The 18,378-nt window shown below is 64.0% G+C and carries 18 protein-coding genes; 13 read left to right on the plus strand and 5 right to left on the minus strand.

Features of this window, described 5'->3' with window-relative positions; translation table 11 throughout:
* Window positions 1-77 precede the first annotated feature (77 nt).
* A complete protein-coding gene (locus OVA12_RS22385; RefSeq protein ID WP_268140926.1) occupies window positions 78-1,037 on the plus strand; it encodes an IS110 family transposase in 960 nt (319 codons plus the stop codon).
* A gap of 229 nt (window positions 1,038-1,266) precedes the next feature.
* Window positions 1,267-1,752: a CreA family protein gene (locus tag OVA12_RS22390; RefSeq protein ID WP_268141487.1), complete on the plus strand. Its 486-nt coding sequence runs from the start codon at window positions 1,267-1,269 to the stop codon at window positions 1,750-1,752.
* A gap of 212 nt (window positions 1,753-1,964) precedes the next feature.
* Here OVA12_RS22390 and OVA12_RS22395 read toward each other — a convergent pair whose 3' ends face one another.
* The 3 genes from OVA12_RS22395 to OVA12_RS22405 all read right to left on the minus strand — a co-directional run bounded on the left by OVA12_RS22395 (window position 1,965) and on the right by OVA12_RS22405 (window position 4,508).
* Entirely contained in the window at window positions 1,965-2,309 is a 345-nt protein-coding gene (locus tag OVA12_RS22395; RefSeq protein ID WP_268140928.1) for an ArsR/SmtB family transcription factor, read from the minus strand.
* Window positions 2,310-2,458: 149 nt separating this feature from the next.
* Window positions 2,459-2,647 (minus strand): hypothetical protein, encoded by a 189-nt coding sequence (locus OVA12_RS22400; RefSeq protein WP_268140931.1) that lies wholly within the window; start codon window positions 2,645-2,647, stop codon window positions 2,459-2,461.
* A gap of 145 nt (window positions 2,648-2,792) precedes the next feature.
* Entirely contained in the window at window positions 2,793-4,508 is a 1,716-nt protein-coding gene (locus OVA12_RS22405; protein WP_268140932.1) for a L,D-transpeptidase family protein, read from the minus strand.
* Window positions 4,509-4,807: 299 nt separating this feature from the next.
* Here OVA12_RS22405 and cysS point away from each other — a divergent pair, with 299 nt between their 5' ends.
* The 7 genes from cysS (at window position 4,808) to OVA12_RS22440 (ending at window position 13,608) form a co-directional block, all read left to right on the plus strand.
* Window positions 4,808-6,271 (plus strand): cysteine--tRNA ligase, encoded by a 1,464-nt coding sequence (gene cysS / locus OVA12_RS22410; protein ID WP_268140934.1) that lies wholly within the window; start codon window positions 4,808-4,810, stop codon window positions 6,269-6,271.
* A gap of 248 nt (window positions 6,272-6,519) precedes the next feature.
* On the plus strand, window positions 6,520-7,011 hold the full coding sequence (locus OVA12_RS22415; protein ID WP_268140936.1) for a GFA family protein: 492 nt from the start codon (window positions 6,520-6,522) through the stop codon (window positions 7,009-7,011).
* Window positions 7,012-7,014: 3 nt separating this feature from the next.
* Window positions 7,015-7,977, plus strand: a complete 963-nt coding sequence (gene pip / locus OVA12_RS22420) for a prolyl aminopeptidase (protein ID WP_268140938.1) — start codon at window positions 7,015-7,017, stop codon at window positions 7,975-7,977.
* A gap of 30 nt (window positions 7,978-8,007) precedes the next feature.
* A complete protein-coding gene (gene cimA / locus OVA12_RS22425) occupies window positions 8,008-9,603 on the plus strand; it encodes a citramalate synthase (protein ID WP_268140940.1) in 1,596 nt (531 codons plus the stop codon).
* Between the two features lie 22 nt (window positions 9,604-9,625).
* Window positions 9,626-10,543 (plus strand): EamA family transporter RarD, encoded by a 918-nt coding sequence (gene rarD / locus OVA12_RS22430; RefSeq protein WP_268140942.1) that lies wholly within the window; start codon window positions 9,626-9,628, stop codon window positions 10,541-10,543.
* A 758-nt stretch (window positions 10,544-11,301) separates the two neighbouring features.
* Window positions 11,302-11,661, plus strand: coding sequence for an ArsR/SmtB family transcription factor (locus tag OVA12_RS22435; RefSeq protein ID WP_268140943.1), 360 nt, complete (start codon window positions 11,302-11,304; stop codon window positions 11,659-11,661).
* 45 nt (window positions 11,662-11,706) lie between these two features.
* The gene (locus OVA12_RS22440) at window positions 11,707-13,608 is read left to right on the plus strand and encodes an ABCB family ABC transporter ATP-binding protein/permease (RefSeq protein ID WP_268140944.1); all 1,902 of its coding nucleotides are present in this window, start codon (window positions 11,707-11,709) and stop codon (window positions 13,606-13,608) included.
* 73 nt (window positions 13,609-13,681) lie between these two features.
* Here the strand turns inward: OVA12_RS22440 and OVA12_RS22445 are convergent, their stop codons facing one another.
* Window positions 13,682-14,125, minus strand: coding sequence for a MarR family winged helix-turn-helix transcriptional regulator (locus OVA12_RS22445; RefSeq protein ID WP_268140945.1), 444 nt, complete (start codon window positions 14,123-14,125; stop codon window positions 13,682-13,684).
* Between the two features lie 67 nt (window positions 14,126-14,192).
* Between OVA12_RS22445 and OVA12_RS22450 the strand changes: the two genes are divergently transcribed.
* Window positions 14,193-14,774: a hypothetical protein gene (locus tag OVA12_RS22450; RefSeq protein WP_268140946.1), complete on the plus strand. Its 582-nt coding sequence runs from the start codon at window positions 14,193-14,195 to the stop codon at window positions 14,772-14,774.
* 29 nt (window positions 14,775-14,803) lie between these two features.
* Here the strand turns inward: OVA12_RS22450 and OVA12_RS22455 are convergent, their stop codons facing one another.
* The gene (locus OVA12_RS22455; protein ID WP_268140947.1) at window positions 14,804-15,727 is read right to left on the minus strand and encodes a LysR substrate-binding domain-containing protein; all 924 of its coding nucleotides are present in this window, start codon (window positions 15,725-15,727) and stop codon (window positions 14,804-14,806) included.
* Window positions 15,728-15,909: 182 nt separating this feature from the next.
* On the opposite strand from OVA12_RS22455, the gene OVA12_RS22460 reads away from it, so the two are divergent.
* Genes OVA12_RS22460 through OVA12_RS22470 form a run of 3 tightly spaced genes read left to right on the plus strand, consistent with a single transcriptional unit; the run spans window position 15,910 to window position 18,343 of the window.
* A complete protein-coding gene (locus OVA12_RS22460) occupies window positions 15,910-16,671 on the plus strand; it encodes an isochorismatase family protein (protein WP_268140948.1) in 762 nt (253 codons plus the stop codon).
* A 23-nt stretch (window positions 16,672-16,694) separates the two neighbouring features.
* The gene (locus tag OVA12_RS22465; protein WP_268140950.1) at window positions 16,695-17,441 is read left to right on the plus strand and encodes an SDR family NAD(P)-dependent oxidoreductase; all 747 of its coding nucleotides are present in this window, start codon (window positions 16,695-16,697) and stop codon (window positions 17,439-17,441) included.
* Window positions 17,442-17,467: 26 nt separating this feature from the next.
* On the plus strand, window positions 17,468-18,343 hold the full coding sequence (locus tag OVA12_RS22470) for a pirin family protein (RefSeq protein ID WP_268140952.1): 876 nt from the start codon (window positions 17,468-17,470) through the stop codon (window positions 18,341-18,343).
* Window positions 18,344-18,378: the final 35 nt, after the last annotated feature.

Here is an 18,378-nt window from a genome sequence, read left to right on the forward strand (position 1 = left end):
GCTTGGAGAGTTGATTGGGCCTCTGGCTGACACCCACGCCCGCAAACAATCCGAAGCACGTCAAGGATAGCACGGCCATGCCCGCCCTGCAGCAGCCTCCCGCCCATGTCTGCGGCTTCGATGTCGCCAAGGACAGCATCACCGCCTTCGACACCGCCACCGGCCGTGTCACGACCTTCCCCAACCGCTCCGCCAGCATCCGCAAGGCGCTGACAGGCCTGTCGGCCGACTGCCTGTGCGTGTTGGAGCCGACCGGCGGCCACGAGCGCCTGCTGGTGGGCGAACTGACGGCAGCAGGCCTTGCCTGCCACCGGGCCGATACCGTTAAGGTCAAGGCATTCAGCCGGTCCTTCGGCCGTCTTGCCAAGACAGACGCCATCGATGCCCAGGCTCTGGCCCGCTATGGCGAGGAGCGCTGGAAGACACTCGCCCTGTTCACGCTGGCCGATGAGACCCAGAGCACACTCGCCAGCCTCAATGCCCGCCGTCAGGAGCTTCTCGCCCTCAAGGTGGCCGAGCAGAACCGCTCAAAGATCCCCGGAGAGGGACCTGGCATCGCGATCATCCGCCGCTCCTGCCAGGTCATCCTGCGGGCGATCCTGCACGAGATCGAGGCCATCGACGCCGCCATCGAGGCGCTCGTCGACGCCTCGCCGCAGCTCGCCCGCCGGATCGAGGTCTGCTGCTCCCTGCCGGGCGTGGGCAAGCGCACCGCCATCACCCTCGCCGCAACCATGCCGGAACTGGGAACGATGGACCGGCGCCAGGCCGCAAGCCTCGCCGGGGTCGCCCCTCATCCCAAGGACAGCGGAACCCTCAAGGGATATCGCCGGATGCACGGCGGACGCTCCACCGTCAAGCCGGCCCTCTTCATGGCCGCCTTGTCCGCAAGCCGCGCAAACGGGCCATTAAAGGAGGTCTATCAAAGGCTTATCAACAACGGGAAGAAGCCAATCCTCGCAATCGCCGCCCTCATGCGAAAGATCATCGTCATCCTGAACGCAAGGATCAGGCAAAACGCACAACAACAGAGTTGATGACACGGTGCAGGATCTCAACACGACAAATCGTGTCATTCCGTCGGTGGCCGGAACTTTCCGGCCCCTTACGCATTTTTGCGCATGGGACGCATCGGCACTGGTAGTCCAGCATGTCCGTGCCCACATCTGGTTCGGCGCTCAAAGCGCCGTCCGGCCTCAGGACACATCCGAAGGATCACTCATGTCTCTGCGCACATCCGCTCTCGCCACCGCCGCCGCCCTGTGCATGTCCTTGGCGCTGCCTTCCGGCGGCGCACAGGCTGCGGGCGATGAACCGGATCTGATCTTCAAGAAATCGACCGTCTGGAAGTTCCTCACCCCGGACCACAAGCTCGCCACCTATGCCATCGACGATCCGGTGGTCGACGGCGTTGCCTGCCATTTCACTGTTCCGGAAAAGGGCGGTGTTGAGGGCTGGCTTGGCGTTGCCGAGGAGGTGTCCGACATTTCGCTCGCCTGCCGTCAGGTCGGGCCGGTCAGCTTCAAGGAAAAGTTCGAGCAGGGCGACGAGATGTTCCGCCAGCGCCGCTCGTTCCTGTTCAAGAAGATGCGCATCGTGCGCGGCTGTGACGCCAAGCGCAACGTGCTGGTCTATCTCGTCTATTCCGACAAGATCATCGAAGGCAGCCCGAAGAACTCAACCTCCTCGGTGCCGATCATGCCCTGGGGCGATCAGCCGGCTCCGCGCTGCGGCGATTTTGTCACGAAGTAATGTTGCGGCTTTCCCATGTCAGGGACTGCTTGTGTATTTTCTGCGCGCCGTCCCGGCCTTGTGCCGGGACCCGTGATGTTACATCTGACGGTAGACGCGATTGCCGCTCTGCACCCTGAAACAGGTCCCGGCACAAGGCCGGGACAGCACTGTGTAGGATTGCTGCGGCTCAGCGCAACGCTGCTGTGATGTTCCAGTTTCTGGCTCAGCCCTCAGACCGTCTCGGCCTCGTCAACGGCAACGATGGGCAGGCCCTTGGCGTCGACGGCGCAGAAATGCTTGAACAGCACGCCCATGACTTCGCGTGCCGCCTCGCTGGCAAGCCGGTAATAGATGGTCGTGCCGTCGCGCCGGGTCACCACGAGCCCCTGAGCCCTGAGCAGGCTGAGCTGCTGCGACACGGTCGGCATCCGCATGCCGGTTCGTTCGGCGAGTTCCCCGACGCTGCACTCCTTCTCCGCCATCTGGCACAGCAGCAGAAGCCGCGGCGCGGATGCGATCATTTTCAGGAACTGGGCGGCCATTTCAGCCTTGGCCTCAAGCAGATCAGGTTTCATGAAATTGAAAATACCAGAGATTGCCGATACTGGCAACTTAGCCCAAGTCCCATGATTACTGAAGTGTTTGACGCGCGCTTACTGCTTGTTTTTTAAGCGTTCCTGCCGCCGCCGCACCGCCTGCTCAGGCGCGGTCGGGCCGGTGCGGCTTAATGCCTCGACAAGGCCGGCAGCAACATCGGACCGCTGCCACAGCCAAGGCCGGAGGTCAGGCACATGCTCTTCTGCACGCTGACGGCCGGCGGTACGGCCGGACCTGAGACCAGAACCGCCAATCCCATCATCGGGAACAGCAGCACCGACATGACGAACGTGAACGAAGCGATACGCGATACCATGGGAAGCTCCGCTGTCTGCCGGGCCGCGCCCGGTCCATGACGACCTGATAGCGCAACAATGGCAGGGCGGGGCTGAACCCATGCTGAGACCGGCTTTCAGCTGCCGTTCAGCTTCGTGAACAGACGGAAAGAGGCGCAGTTCCGGTCAAAGGTTCTCCCGCATGGCACGGGCAAGCGCCTTCAGCAGCGCTTCATCGCGCTCATAGATGTCCGGGCGGAAGTGGGTCGAGCCGTCCTTGTTCATCCAGGCTGTCAGATAGGTCAGATGCACCGGCACCGGCTCCTTCAGGGTGATCACCTGCCGGTCGCCGCTGTCGCGTATCTTCTCCAGCTTCGCCCGGTCAAAGCCTTGCGCCGCCAGAAGGACCTCACCCAGGGCAAAGGGATCCGACACCCGGATGCAGCCATGGCTGAAATAGCGCTCCGAGCGGTCAAACAGCGCTTTGGACGGCGTGTCGTGGATGTAGATGTTGAAGGCATTCGGGAACATGAACTTGATGCGGCCGAGCGCGTTCTTGTCGCCCGGGTCCTGCCTCAGCTGGTAGGGCAGGCCGGTGCCCTTGAACGACGCCCAGGCCACGCTCGCCGGGTTCACTTCCGTGTCGCCCTTGAACACGCGGATGTTCTGGCCGGACAGCGCAGAAGGATTCTTGATCAGCTTGGGCAGATACTCGTTCACCGCAATGGACTGCGGCACACTCCAGAACGGATTGACCTCCACATAGGTCATGTTGCGCGAGAACACCGGCGTCGCGTGATAGGGCTTGCCCACCACAACCCGCGCCGTGTGGATGGTCTTGTCGTTCTTCACGACCTTTAGCACCTGATCGGCCAGGTTGACGAAGATATAGGTCGAACCGAGATCGTCCGGCATCCAGCGCCGGCGCTCCATGTTGAGCTCCATCTGGATCAGGCGCTGGGTGATCGAGGCATTGATCTCGGCCAGCGTTCCCGGCCCGATCACCCCGTCCACGGTAAGGCCGTGATACTCCTGGAACTGCTTCACCGCCTCCACCAGCGCCCCGTCATAGACGTCGCCGGTATGTGCGGCCGCATCCAGATAGTCCTCCTCGGCCATGCGCTTGCGCAGGGCATCGAGGCGTGGGTCCGTCATGCCCGGCTTCAGCGTCTCGCCCGCCGGCACGTGGGTGAAGCCGCCCCGCGCGGCCTTGTCCCGGTAGTCCGCCAGCCGCTGCTTCAGCCGCGCGTAGGAGGGCGACTGCGGCGCCAGCCCCTCGAGATAGGCGCCGAAATCCGGCGACTGGCTGACTGCATTCAGGAGATCAGCCGGGTCCGGGATCTCGGGGAAGATGTTGAGCGCCTTGCTGACCACATTCGGCTGCACCCGGCCGGAGGCCAGATGCGTGCCGTAGCGCACGTAATTGCGCGTCAGGTCGATGTCGAGCGTGGCATAGTCTTCAGCCGTTGCAGCCGCATCGGCGCGCCGGGCCAGATCGATCGGGGCATAATTGTCCGGGTTGAGCGCATGGTCATTGGCTGCGGCAAAGGCGGCGATGGCCAAATGGCCGTTTTCCGAAAGTCCTGCCTCCGCTCCTTCCGACAACACCCACAGCGGCTGTCCGCCGCGCGCCGCGTAATAGGCCGCGATGGCGGGATCCGAGACCGTGCCGAGCCGCGCCAGGATCGCCTCGGCAATCACATTGCCGATGCCCTGATCGGTCGTCGCTGCGCTTGCTGTTTGCGCTGCCGCAGGTCCAGGCACAGTCACGAGCACTGCGCCTGACAGCATCAACCCGGCAAGCACCGCAGCTGCGAAGCCGCAAGCGGTGTGGCGACGCCTCGGCGATGCGGCGGTCTTTGCTTCGCCGGTGATCCTTGCAAGTCGATACGTGCCTGTCATGTCGCGCCCCCCGGCCGGCCGGGCGATTCCCGGCGGGCAAATCCTAGCGTGTTGGCAGCCCCAGTCCAGTTTTCTGCCCCGATTGTGCCGCAAAAGGCGAGGCCTGATGGTTTTGCATCTCCGCTTGACCGCTGCCCTGAAACCGGTCAAAGGTTTTGCCCATGAACACGGCCAACCGGACCCTCATTCCGATCACCATTATCTGCAGCTAGCGCAATCGCTGGCTGTGGCCGTTCCCTTCTTGCGTCATTTTTCCAAGAGACGGACGTCCCGGCCAGCAGGCCAGGAGATGTTTTGTCATGACCCATGCGAAGCCGGACGCACCCGTCCTGCGTCTGACCAACACGCTGACCCGGTCGAAGGAGGAGTTCTCCCCCATCGATGCCGCGAACGTGCGCATGTATGTCTGCGGTCCGACCGTCTATGACTTCGCCCATATCGGCAACGCGCGCCCCGTCATCGTCTTCGACGTGCTCTACCGCCTGCTGCAGCATGTCTATGGCGCAGATCACGTCACCTATGTCCGAAACATCACGGACGTCGACGATAAGATCAACGCACGCGCCTTGCGCGATCATCCGGGCCTGCCGCTCAACGACGCCATCGCGCTGGTGACGAAGACCACCGCCGACCAGTTTCAGGAAGATGTTGCTGCTCTGGGCAATCTCGAGCCGTCGGCCCAGCCCCGCGCGACCAAATACATTGAAGAAATGGTCTCGATGATCGAGACCTTGATCGCCCGTGGTCACGCCTATGTGGCGGCAACAGAAGAGGGCGGCGAGGTTCTGTTCGACACCGGCTCGATGCCCACCTACGGCCAGCTCTCCAAGCGCAATCTCGACGACCAGCTCGCCGGCGCCCGCATCGCGGTCGATGCGCACAAGAAGAACCCGGGCGACTTCGTGCTCTGGAAACTGTCGTCGCCGGAAGAGCCCGGCTGGGGCAGCCCCTGGGGCCGTGGCCGCCCCGGCTGGCACATCGAGTGCTCCGTGATGAGCAAGGAGCTTCTGGGCGAGGTCTTCGACATCCACGGCGGCGGGCTGGACCTCATCTTCCCGCACCACGAAAACGAAATCGCCCAATCCTGCTGCGCCCATGGCACGTCGGTGATGGCGAACTACTGGATGCACAACGGCTTCGTGCAGGTCGAAGGCCGCAAGATGTCGAAGTCGGAAGGCAACTTCTTCACCATCCACGACCTGCTGCATACCGACGTCTTCGGCGGCCGCAAGTGGCCGGGCGAAGTGCTGCGCCTTGCCATGCTGATGACCCACTACCGCCAGCCGATCGATTTCTCTGTTAAGCGGCTTGAAGAGGCCGAAAACATTCTAAAATCGTGGGCCGACGCTAGAAAGGTCGCTTCGAAGCATAACTGGCAAGCGGTTGCAAACCGGTTGGTTGAGCCAATCCCGGATGCAGATTTCATTGACCTGCTCTCAGATGACCTGAATACCGTTAGTGCAGTTTCCTATATCCAGGCAAAGGCAAAGCTGGCGGCGAAAGGCGATTTTGAAGCTGCGTTCTCTGCTTTGAACTGCACCGTCTTTTTGGGCTTCACACTTGATGAGTCTGAAGTAGCCAACGATCTCGACAGCGTCATGGTCGACGCGCTCGTTGCAGAGCGTCTCGCCTTCCTCGAGGCGAAGAACTTCGCCGAAGCCGACCGCCTGCGCGGTGAGCTCACCGCCATGGGCGTCCTGCTCAAGGATGGCAAGGACCCCACCACCGGCCAGCGCACCACCACCTGGGAGGTCAAGCGCTGATGTCCGGGGTTCCCCCCACCCCCAACCCCTCCCCACGAGGGGGAGGGGAGCTGAAGCGCCTGCGCTTGGGACGTCAGCCAGGCGGCCCGAGGACTTCAGCCAGGGGGCAAGGCCTCTCCGCCCCCCTCCCCCTCGTGGGGAGGGGTGAGGGGGTGGGGGGCTGGCGCTCGCACCAGCACTTGCAATTGAACCAGGCGGAGATGTCTGCGGGCACGCGGTGTTGAAACAGATCGAGGGGAGGAGACAGCATGACGGAAGAACGATCCGGTGGATGCCAGTGCGGGGCGGTGCGGTTCAGGGTGAGGGGCAAGCTCGGGCATGCCTCGATCTGCCATTGCCGCATGTGCCAGAAAGCTTTTGGCGGCTTCTATGCGCCGCTCGTCTCCGTGCGCGAGGCAGACAGCGTAGACTGGACGCGTGGCGAACCGGCCCGGTTCCAGAGCTCCAACGTGGTTGCGCGCGGCTTCTGTTCGGCCTGCGGCACGCCGCTGACCTATGAGGCACCGGACGGCATGGCGCTCTCGATCGCTGCCTTCGACAAGCCTGACGATATCGTACCCGTCATAGCCTATGGCGTGGAGCGCAAGCTGCCGTACACGGATCGCATGGCGGAAATCGCCGAGCGCAGGACCGAAGAGGACGCCGCCGCCGTGGCCTTCCTTGCCTCGGTGGTCTCCTACCAGCATCCCGACCACGACACGACCGACTGGCCGCCGCACGCCCCCGCCACAAAGGACTGATCAATGACCGTTCTGCGCGACCTCTACCCCGCGATCGAGCCCTATGCGTCCGGCATGCTCGACGTCGGCGATGGCCATTCGATCTACTGGGAGCGTTCGGGCACGCCGGGCAAGAAGCCGGCCGTGTTCCTGCATGGCGGCCCGGGCGGCGGCATCTCGCCGGCCCATCGCAGCCTGTTCCATCCCGAGCACTATGACGTGCTGCTGTTCGACCAGCGCGGCTGCGGCCGCTCTACGCCCCATGCGGAGCTGGAGGCCAACACCACCTGGCATCTGGTCGCCGACATCGAGCGCCTGCGCGAGATGGTGGGCGTTGATCAGTGGCTGGTCTTCGGCGGCTCCTGGGGCTCGACGCTGGCGCTGGCCTATGCCGAAACCCATCCCGGGCGGGTGAGCGAACTCGTGCTGCGCGGCATCTACACCCTGACGAAGGCGGAGCTGGCCTGGTACTACCAGTTCGGCGTCTCCGAGATGTTCCCGGAGAAATGGGAGCGCTTCCAGGCGCCCATTCCGGCCGACGAGCGTCACGACATGATGGCCGCCTACCAGCGCCGGCTGACCCATCCCGACAAGGCAGTACGGATCGCGGCAGCCAAGGCCTGGAGCCTGTGGGAAGGCGAGACCATCACGCTGCTGCCGAGCCCGGCCAACACCGACCACTTCGGCGAGGACGAATTCGCCCATGCCTTCGCCCGCATCGAGAACCATTTCTTCATGCATGGCGGCTGGCTGGAGGAGGGGCAACTGCTGGCCAATGCCGGGCGTCTGGCCGACATCCCCGGCGTCATCGTGCATGGCCGCTACGACATGCCCTGTCCGGCGCGCTATGCCCATGAGCTGCACAAGCGCTGGCCGCGCGCCGCGTTCCACCTCATCGAGGGGGCCGGCCATGCCTATAACGAGCCCGGCATTCTCGACCGCCTGATCCGCGCCACCGACCAGTTCGCCGGCCTTCCCAGCGTCTGACCTTCACTAACAAGCATCCGGTATCCAGCCATGACCCGCGAGAAACTCTATCTGTTCGACACCACCCTGCGCGACGGGGCCCAGACCAGCGGCATTGACTTCTCGGTGGTGGAAAAGATTGCGATTGCCGAGCTTCTCGAGCGGTTGGGCGTCGACTATGTCGAGGGCGGCTATCCGGGTGCCAACCCGACCGACACCGAGTTCTTTTCGCAAAAGCGCACGACGAAGGCCCGTTTCACCGCCTTCGGCATGACCAAGCGGGCAGGGCGCTCGGTGTCGAACGATCCCGGCCTGCAGCTGCTGCTGGAGGCGAAGGCCGATGCCAACTGCTTTGTCGCCAAGTCCTGGGATTACCATGTCGAGGTGGCGCTGGGCTGCACCAACGAGGAAAACCTCGACAGCATCCGCGACACGGTTCAGGCGGCCGTCGCTGCCGGCCGCGAGGCGCTGATCGACTGCGAGCATTTCTTCGACGGTTTCAAGGCCAACCCGGACTATGCGCTGGCCTGCGCCCGCACCGCCTATGAGGCCGGCGCGCGCTGGGTCGTCCTGTGCGACACCAACGGCGGCACGCTGCCGGGCGAGGTCAAGGAGATCGTCGCGAGGGTGCGCGAGATCGTGCCGGGAACGCATCTGGGCATCCACGCCCATGACGACACCGGCCAGGCGGTGGCCAATTCACTCGCTGCCGTCGAGGCCGGCGTACGCCAGATCCAGGGCACGCTGAACGGCATCGGCGAGCGCTGCGGCAACGCCAATCTCGTGTCGCTGATCCCGACCCTGATGCTGAAGGCGCCATATACGGATCTGGTCGAGCTGTCGCTGACGCCGGCGCATCTGCGTGACCTTACGGCCATCTCCCGCGCCTTCGACGAGATGCTGAACCGCGCGCCGAACCGCCACGCGCCTTACGTCGGCGAAAGCGCGTTCGCCACCAAGGCCGGCATCCACGCCTCTGCCTTGCTGAAGGACCCCAAGACCTACGAGCATGTCGAACCGGAACTTGTCGGCAACAAGCGCAAGGTCCTCGTCTCCGACCAGGCTGGCAAGAGCAACCTGCTCGGTGAGCTCGCCCGTCTCGGCGTCGAGGTCGACAAGGCTGATCCGAAGCTTGACGCGCTGCTGGTCGAGGTGAAGGAACGCGAGGCCAAGGGCTATGCCTATGAAGCCGCCGATGCCTCCTTCGAGCTGCTGGCCCGCCGCATGCTCGGCAAGGTGCCGCGCTTCTTTGACGTGAAGTCCTTCCGCGTCATGGTCGAGCGCCGCTTCAATGCCATCGGCGAGCTGGTCACCATGTCGGAGGCCGTGGTGAAGGTGGATGTGGACGGCGAGACCCGCATGTCGGTCTGCGAGGGCAACGGTCCCGTCAACGCCCTCGACGGCGCGCTGCGCAAGGATCTTGGCAAGTATCAGTCTGCGATTGAGGGACTTGAACTGGTGGACTACAAGGTGCGTATCCTCGACGGCGGCACGGGCGCGGTCACCCGCGTGCTCATCGAAAGCCATGACCGTGCAACCCACCGCCGCTGGTTCACCATCGGCGTTTCCTCGAACATCATCGATGCGTCCTTCCAGGCGCTCGTCGATTCCCTCACTTATGCACTGCTGAAGGCCGAAGTCGCCTGAGGCATCAGACAGGCTCGAACTCATGTCGACTGAATCCCGCGCGACTGCGGCGTCTGACGAGACGCGCCTTGGCGTTATCCTCGCCCTGGCGGCCTATGGCATGTGGGGCGTGCTGCCGGCCTATTTCAAGCTGCTCGACGGCGTCGCGCCGGATGTCGTCGTGGCCCACCGCATCCTGTGGTCGACGGTCTTCGTCGGCGGCTATCTTGCCCTGCAGGGCCGTATCCCGGAGATTATCGGCATCCTGAAGACGCCACGGCTTGTCGGCCTGCTGTTTGCCTCGGCAGTGCTGATTGCCGCCAACTGGCTCATCTTCGTCTGGGCCATCGGCCAGGCCAAGGTGCTGGATGTGAGCCTTGGCTACTTCATCAATCCGCTGGTCTCCATCCTGCTTGGCCTCGTCATCCTGCGTGAGAAACTCACGCCAGTTCAGGCGCTCGCCGTTGGCATCGCCACCCTTGCGGTGATCCTTAAAACGGTGTTCTCCGGCGGTCTGCCCTGGGTGGCGATCTCGCTGGCGGTCAGCTTTGCCTTCTATGGCTATATCCGCAAGATCACGCCCGTCGGCGCTGCGGCCGGTCTCTTCATCGAGATCATCCTCTTGATGCCCTTTGCGCTCGGCTATGTGGTGTTCTTTGCACCCGAAAGCCTGTCGCCAGCCTATTTCACCGGCACGGGCCAGATGCTGGCGCTGGCCGGCACCGGCATCATCACCGCCGTGCCGCTGATCCTGTTCTCTGGCGCCGCCCGGCGCCTGTCGATGGTGCTCATCGGCCTCATCCAGTACATCGCCCCGTCCCTGCATTTCCTGCAGGCCGTGTTCATCTGGGGCGAACCCTTGCAGATGGCGCAGCTTGCCACCTTCTCGATGATCTGGCTCGCCCTCGCCCTCGTCAGCCTCGATTCCTTGCGCCGCTGGCGGCAGTCACGCGCCGGGTAGGGGAGAGGGCTTAAGCGACGGCAGGTCGAGCACCCCTCTCCCCCCTTGAGGGGGAGATGCCCCCGTCAGGGGGCAGAGGGGGGTAATCTGCCTCTCCAGGCCGATTTGAGATGGATTGTGTTGCAACGCTGCGCCCCCCCTCTGTCTGCTGGCGCAGACATCTCCCCCTCAAGGGGGGAGAGGGGGCCGAGGCCCGTTTATCTACTCGAGAAAAGACTGACAGATTGCCAGCACTCAGCGTTGCAATAAGAACCACGGCTGTCCACCTTGCGCCCCTCTCCCCCCTTGAGGGGGAGATGCCCCCGTCAGGGGGCAGAGGGGGGTAATCTGCCTCTCCAGACCGACTTGAGCTGGTTTGTGTTGCAACGCTGCGCCCCCCCTCTGTCTGCTGGCGCAGACATCTCCCCCTCAAGGGGGGAGAGGGGGGCGAGGCCCGTTTATCTACTCGAGAACAAACTGACAGATTGCCAGCACTCAGCGTTGCAATAAGAACCACGGCTGTCCACCTTGCACCCCTCTCCCCCCTTGAGGGGGAGATGCCCCCGTCAGGGGGCAGAGGGGGGTATTCTGCCTCTCCAAACAGATTAGAGCTGGATTATGTTGCAACGCCGCTACCCCCCTCTGTCTGCTGGCGCAGACATCTCCCCCTCAAGGGGGGAGAGGGGCAAGAGCCGCATGTTCAACGCCCCGAAATTTGCCTCCTTGGCAAACCATCACAATGATCGTATTTATACGATGAATTCAACGCGGCCCTCGACATGTCCGACCCTGAAAGCACCACCGGCTGCTGCCGCGCGAAGGATCCTGAGGTCCAGCGGCTGGCCGAACTGTTCCGTGCCCTCAGCCATCCGGCGCGCCTCGGCATCCTGGAAGAACTGGCCGCGCGTCCCGACGCCTGCTGCGGTGACATCGTTGACTGCTTGCCGCTGGCCCAGTCCACCGTGTCACAGCACCTGCAGGTGCTTAAGGAGACCGGTCTGATCAGTTGCGAGGTGCGTGGCCGCACCTGCCGCTACAGCCTGGATCTGCCCGCCGTTGCGGAGGAGCTTACCGCCGCTGCCGCCCTTCTTGCCCGCCTTGCGTCTCTCGCTGGCGCATCCGCATCCGAAAAAGACTGAACCGACCGGCCAAGCCGGCACCAGAGATCACGCCAGAGACCGATGATGACCAGCAAGACCCCGAAATCCGCCGCGCCGGCCGCAAAGGTCAGCGCCGACGAAGGCTCCACCGGCGCCACGCTCGTGGCCCTGTGGCCCTACATCTGGCCGTCCGACCGGCCCGACCTGAAGATGCGGGTCGTCTGGGCACTGCTGATCCTGGTCGTGGCCAAGGTCGTCACGGTGTTCTCGCCCTATTTCTTCGCCTGGGCCTCCGATGCCCTCACCGGCGAGACAGCGGGCCTGCCGGCTTTCCTCGTTGCCCCCGTGATGCTGGTGCTGGCCTATAACGCCGCCCGCGTGCTGGCGGTTGCCTTCAACCAGTTGCGCGATGCGCTCTTTGCCCAGGTCGGCCAGCATGCGGTGCGCGAGCTCGGCAACATCACCTTCGCCCACCTGCACCGCCTGTCGCTGCGCTTCCATCTTTCCCGCCGCACCGGCGGCCTCAGCCGCGTCATCGAGCGCGGGGTGAAGGGCATCGAGGCCATCGTCCGCTTCACCATCCTCAACGGCATTCCGACCCTGCTGGAATTCGCCATCATGGCGGGGCTGATCTGGTGGCAGTTCGGCTTCTTCTATGTCGTCATCGTCGCCGTGATGATCGTTGCCTATGTCTGGTTCACGGTGAAAACGTCGAACTGGCGCATCGCCATCCGCCGCGAGATGAACGACAGCGACACGGACGCCAATTCCAAGGCCATCGACAGCCTGCTGAACTACGAGACGGTGAAGTATTTCGGCAACGAGAAGATGGAGGCCGCCCGCTTCGACGTCTCCATGGCCTCTTACGAAAAGGCCGCCGTGCGCACTTGGACCTCGCTCGCCTGGCTCAACTTCGGCCAGTCCGCCATCCTCGGCCTCGGCACCGCCGCCTGCATGGCGCTCTCGGCCATGGCTGTCCTCAACGGCACCCAGACCATCGGCGACTTTGTCCTGATCAACGCGCTCCTGATGCAGATCGCCATTCCGCTCAATTTCGTCGGCTTCATCTACCGCGAGATCCGTCAGGGGCTGGCTGACATCGAATCCATGTTCTCGGTCCTCGCCGTGCCGGCCGAGATCGAAGAAAAGCCGGGTGCCAAGGCCCTGGCCGTGTCCTCCGGCGCGATCCGCTTCGAGGATGTCACCTTCCATTACGATCCGGACCGCCAGATCCTGAAAGGCCTCACCTTTGACGTACCGGCGGGTCATACCGTGGCCGTCGTCGGTCCCTCCGGCGCGGGCAAGTCGACCCTGTCGCGCCTCCTGTTCCGCTTCTATGACGTCACCGGCGGTCGCATCACCATCGACGGCCAGGACATCCGCGACATCACGCAGGAGAGTCTGCGCTCGGTCATCGGCATGGTGCCGCAGGACACGGTGCTCTTCAACGACACCATCGCCTACAACATCCGCTATGGCCGCCCCGGCGCCAGCCTCGAGGAGGTGCAGGAGGCCGCCCGCATGGCCCAGATCGCGCCCTTCATCGAGACGCTGCCGAAGGGCTTCGACAGCGAAGTCGGCGAGCGCGGCCTCAAGCTCTCAGGCGGCGAGAAGCAGCGCGTTGCCATCGCCCGCACCATCCTGAAGGCCCCGCCGATCCTGATCCTCGACGAGGCCACCTCCGCCCTCGACACTCACACCGAACGCGAGATCCAGACCGCGCTCGACCAGGTGTCGCAGAACCGCACCACGCTGGTCATCGCCCACCGCCTGTCGACGGTCGTCAACGCCGACCAGATCCTCGTGCTGGAGGCCGGCCGCATCGTCGAACGCGGCACCCACACCGAACTCCTCGCCATGAACGGCCTCTACCACTCCATGTGGAACCGCCAGCGCGAGGCCGACGAAGCCGAAGAACGCCTGCGCGCCGCCCGCGAGGCCGACAAGCTGGGCGTCGTGGTGCGGGGACGTCCCGCAGGGGAGTAAGGGCAGGCAAGTGAGGCCAGGGGACAAAGGCTCGGACCTGACTTGCAGGGTGCCCCACCGCAACGCCCCCCAATCACCGTCCCATCTCATCCATCCGCGCTGTCAGCCGGGTGAGGTCGGTGATCAGGTGTTCCAGGCCGTCCGCCGTCCAGCCGGCCAGCAGCCGGTCGAACGCCGGGGCGAAGCTGCGCTGGACGTCGCCGACACGGGCAAGGCCGGCGGCGGTGATGCGGGCCGGGCGGTTGCGGCCGTCGTGGGCATCGCGCAGGATCTCGACGAGCCCGAGGCTTGCAAATTTCTGCAGGATTTTGGTCACGGCCGGCTGGGTCAGTTCCACCGCCGCTGCCACCTCCGACACGCGCCCGGGCTCCCCGCGCCGGGCCAGATGCAGCAGCACCGCGAACTGCGCAAAGGTCAGGTCATGCGGCGCCAGCAGGCGCTCGATCAGCGCCTGGTACCGGGTGGCGAAAATGCCCAGCTGCTGGCCGACGCGGGCGGGAAGGGGAGGCTCAGACATCGGTGCCCTTGAAATGCATTCCGGGGAATGTAATATACATTCCATGGAATGCAAAACGGGGGATCCCATGTTTGCCGCGCTGTCTCGCTTGTCCTTACCGGTTCATCTCTTGGCCGCAGGGGCGGCTTTCGCCGCCTTCCAGGCGATCAAGGTGCGGCTTGATGCCAGCTACGCGGCCTCCCAGCACCCGGTTGACTATGCCACCGGCCAGCTTGCCTTCGATGCTGAGGTCATCGAGGGCTACTATGCCCACATGACCAGCGCCGGCTCGCTGGACATCTACTGGCAGACGCAGATCCTCGATTTTGCCTTCATCGCGGCCGTGATGGTCCTGTCGGTCCTGCTCGGCACGCTGGCTGCCCGTTTGGGTGGGCGGATCAACCGTCTGGGGACCTGGGGCTGGCGGCTTGGGGTGGCTGCCGCGCTGACCGGAGTTTCCGGTGCGCTGTTCGATGCGCTGGAGAACCTGTTGTCCTTCGCGATGCTCGCCCGGCCGGAGGCCATCGCTCCGGCTCTGGCGCTTGCCTATTCCTCCGCCGCAGCCGCCAAGTTTGCCCTGCTCACAGCTGCGATGGCTGCCTTCGTCCTGTCGCTGCTGGCCGGCGGCACCGCGCGGCTCGTCAAGGCAATGGGCCGGTCAGCCGGATAGCGACCGGATGGCATTCTGCGCCAATGTGGTCACGTCACCACCTTGCCAAGGTTTGCCTTGAGGAACTCGACCAGGGTCCGGGCTGCTGCCGACATGCCTCGGCGGCTCGGGAACATCACCAGAAGCTGCCCGCTCCGCGGCCGCAACGACGTCAACACCCGCACCAAGCGCCCGGCGGCCAGATCATCCCGGCACAGATACAAGGGCAGCCCCGCGATCCCCAGTCCGCCAAGGGCCGCCTGCTTGATGACAGCCAGATCGTTGCTTTCCAGCCGGACGTTGGTCTGCACCGTGATTGCCCTGTCATCTGCGGTGAGCAGCTTGAGCGGCCCCGCCGCCTGCTTGTTCGGCACGTAGGACAGGTATTGCACGGATGAAAGGTCCTCCGGCTCGTCAAGCTTGCTGATCGTACTGCGATACGTCGGGCTGCTGACCATCACCCACTCCGTCGTACAGGCATGGGTCTGCACCAGGCTCGAGGCTTCCAGCCGGTTGTCGACGCCCAGCCCGCGCACCACCACGTCGATCCGGTCTTCGACCAGATCAAGGCTGCGGTTCGTTGCAAGGATCGTCAGGCGGATGCCCGGGTAGGCGGCCATAAAGCGCGGCAGCAGGCTGGCGGAAAACACCACAGCCAGTTCCACCGGCATGCTGACGCGCAGCTGTCCTGTGGGTTCGCTCTGGCGGACCTGCAACGCCTCCAGCCCGGCCTGTGCTTCGCTCAGCATGTTGAGGCAATGCTCATGCAGCGCGATGCCTGCGTCGGTCAGGCTGAGCTTGCGCGAACTTCGGTGCAGCAGGCGTGTGCCGGCCTGCTGTTCCAGTGCCGCAATGCGCCGCGATATCCGCGACTTCGGTAGCCCGAGCACGTCGCCGGCCATGGTAAAGCCGCCGTGCTCGACGACCTGTGAGAACAGGAAAAGATCGTTCCAGTTGAGTGTCGAATTCTGCATGTGATGTAGATAGCATTGAATAAAAACGAAGTCGAACCCGGATCGTTCCATAGGTAGAACAGTTCGTTGCTTGGCGGATCGTTGTTCAGTCTCGTGATTGCCTCCATATCCTCACTCGAAACACGCCAGTCAGCGATCGACCCTTCTGCCGATCGCAAGGTCTGGCGCTTGAGGATAGCCAAATGAACAGACGTCATTTCTTAAGCACTGGCACGGTTGGGGCCTTGACGCTTGCTCCCGTTGCCGCCGGCATGATGGCCGGGGCTGCCAGCTCCGCATCCGCCGCCGGAACTCCCTCTGCAGAAAGCACCGCCATGACCACAGCCGACCACAACGACTTTCTTGCCATGTTGTCCCGTGACACCACGGTCCTGTTGCTCACCGATCATCAGGTCGGCCTGTACACCGGCGTTCGGGACACCACCGTCGGCGAGCTGAAGCACAACGTCGTCGCGCTGGCCAAGGCCGCCAGGGTGCTTGGGGTTCCGGTCATTCTCACGGCCACCATGACCGATGGCATGTGGGGCCCGATCATCCCCGAGCTGCTCGCCGCCCTTCCTGATGTCGAGCCGATTGTCCGCAGCAAGATCAACGCCTTCGACGATCCGCGTGTTGTCGCCGCAATCGAGAAGACCGGGCGTCGCCAGCTGGTCGTTGCCGGCATCTCGCTCGAGATCTGCGCCGCCTATCCGGCGCTGTCGGCCAAGCGCGCCGGCTATGATGCCCGCGTCGTCCTCGATGCCTCGGGCACGTTCTCGCAGGACAAGCGCATCGCCGGTCTCGCACGCCTCGCCGGCGCCGGGATCCCGGTGATGGACTACGCCAGCGTTGCCGTCGAAATGCTCGGCGACAATGCAGATGCCAAGGCGCACGACGTCTACGGCGCGCTCGACATGCCGTTTGCCACCCTGGTGTGGCAGGTCACCAGCGCGGCGGCGAAGTAAATTCGGGCAACCGGAGGTCGATCATGGCTCAGCAGCCAAGGGTCGCAGTCGTCACGGGCGGGTCGCGGGGCATTGGCGCCGCGGTCGCCCGCCGGCTGGCGGCCGAGGGGATGACGACAGTCATCATCTATCAGAGCAACAGCGAAAGGGCTGCGGCTGTCGTCCATGGCATCCAGGCAACTGGTGGTGTTGCAATCGCCATCCCTGCCGATGTTGCCCAGGTACTCGACATGCGCCGCGCCGTCAGGGACGTGGTGGCGCGGTTCGGCCGCATCGATGTTCTGGTCAATTGTGCCGGCATTCTTGAAATGCACACGATCAACGACCTTGATGCCACCAACATCGCCGAGGCCTTTGGAGTGAATTTCAATGGTGTGGTCTATGCGGTCCAGGCAGCGTTGCCGCATTTCCCGCCAGAAGGCGGCCGCATCATCAATTTCTCCAGCAACCTGATCTACCAGCCAAGGGTCGGCACCGGTCTCTATGCCGCAACCAAGGCGGCTGTGTCGGTTCTCACCAATGCGCTTGCCAAGGAACTGGGGCCGAAGGGCATCACGGTGAATGCCGTGGCGCCGTCTTTGACGCGCACCGACATGACGTCTGGCACACCGCCAGCCCGCCTTGAAGCTGTGGCCGCCGCCACGCCGCTTGGCCGGATCGGTGAGCCGGAAGACATAGCTGACATTGTCGCGTTCCTGGCCAGCAGCCAGTCGCGCTGGATCACCGGCCGCACCCTCCTTGCCGATGGCGGCCTGACCGACGGATTATGACCTTGCAACGAACCACGAAGCACTCCATGCAGCCGACCGTCCTGTCGAAGGTGGTCAAGGGCGAAGACCTCCGCATCGGCGCTGGCTTTACCGCTGAACACTTCGCGGAGGACGCCTTCGCCGGTGCGATTGATCCCGTTGTCATGGTCGATCATTTCCGCATGACGGCACCGACCTTCGAGCCGCATCCGCATGCCGGGATCTCCGCCGTCACCTATGTGTTCGAGGATTCGACCTCGCCGCATGTCAACTATGACTCGCTTGGCAATCATCAGCCGATCGTTCCAGGCGCGTTGCACTGGTTCGCGGCCGGACGCGGCGCGATCCATACCGAGCAGCCCGAAGGGGTGAACCCCTTCGTCCACGCATTGCAGATCTTCGTCAATCTGCCGGCGAGCAAGAAGCAGATGGCCCCCTATGCGGTTCATCTTGAGCCCTCGCAGATCCCTGAGTTTCTTGCCGAAGGCGTCCGGGTGCGCGTGGTTCTGGGCGAAAGCAACGGTGTCGTTCAGCCGGCGACGTCCGATCTGCCGGAGCCGTTTACCTTGCTGGACGCGCAGCTCGAGCCGGGCGCCGGCTTCAGCCACGTGGTCCCCCCGGGCTGGAACGCCATGGTCTGTCTCATCCGGGGCCGTGTCAGCGTTGAGACGCAGGACGGCGCCTGTGAATTGACCGCCGGCGAGGGCATCGCTGCAACCGCCTTGGCCGCCGCGCCGCTGGGCAGCAGTCGCTTGCAGTTCGTCGCGGGTCCGCAAACCCAGCTTGCGATCCTGAGTGGTCCTGCCCTGCGCGAGCCATTGATCAAGCAGGGGCCATTCGTGATGAACACGCAGGAGCAGATGCAGGATGCAATCCGCGCGTTTCGCAGTGGCCAGTTTGGAGAGCTCCGGCTGCCTGCCTGATCGAGCCTGACCGACAGCAAAACTGCCGCAGTCCG

This window comes from Pannonibacter sp. SL95 (genome assembly GCF_026672425.1).
In the GTDB taxonomy this organism is placed as follows: domain Bacteria; phylum Pseudomonadota; class Alphaproteobacteria; order Rhizobiales; family Stappiaceae; genus Pannonibacter.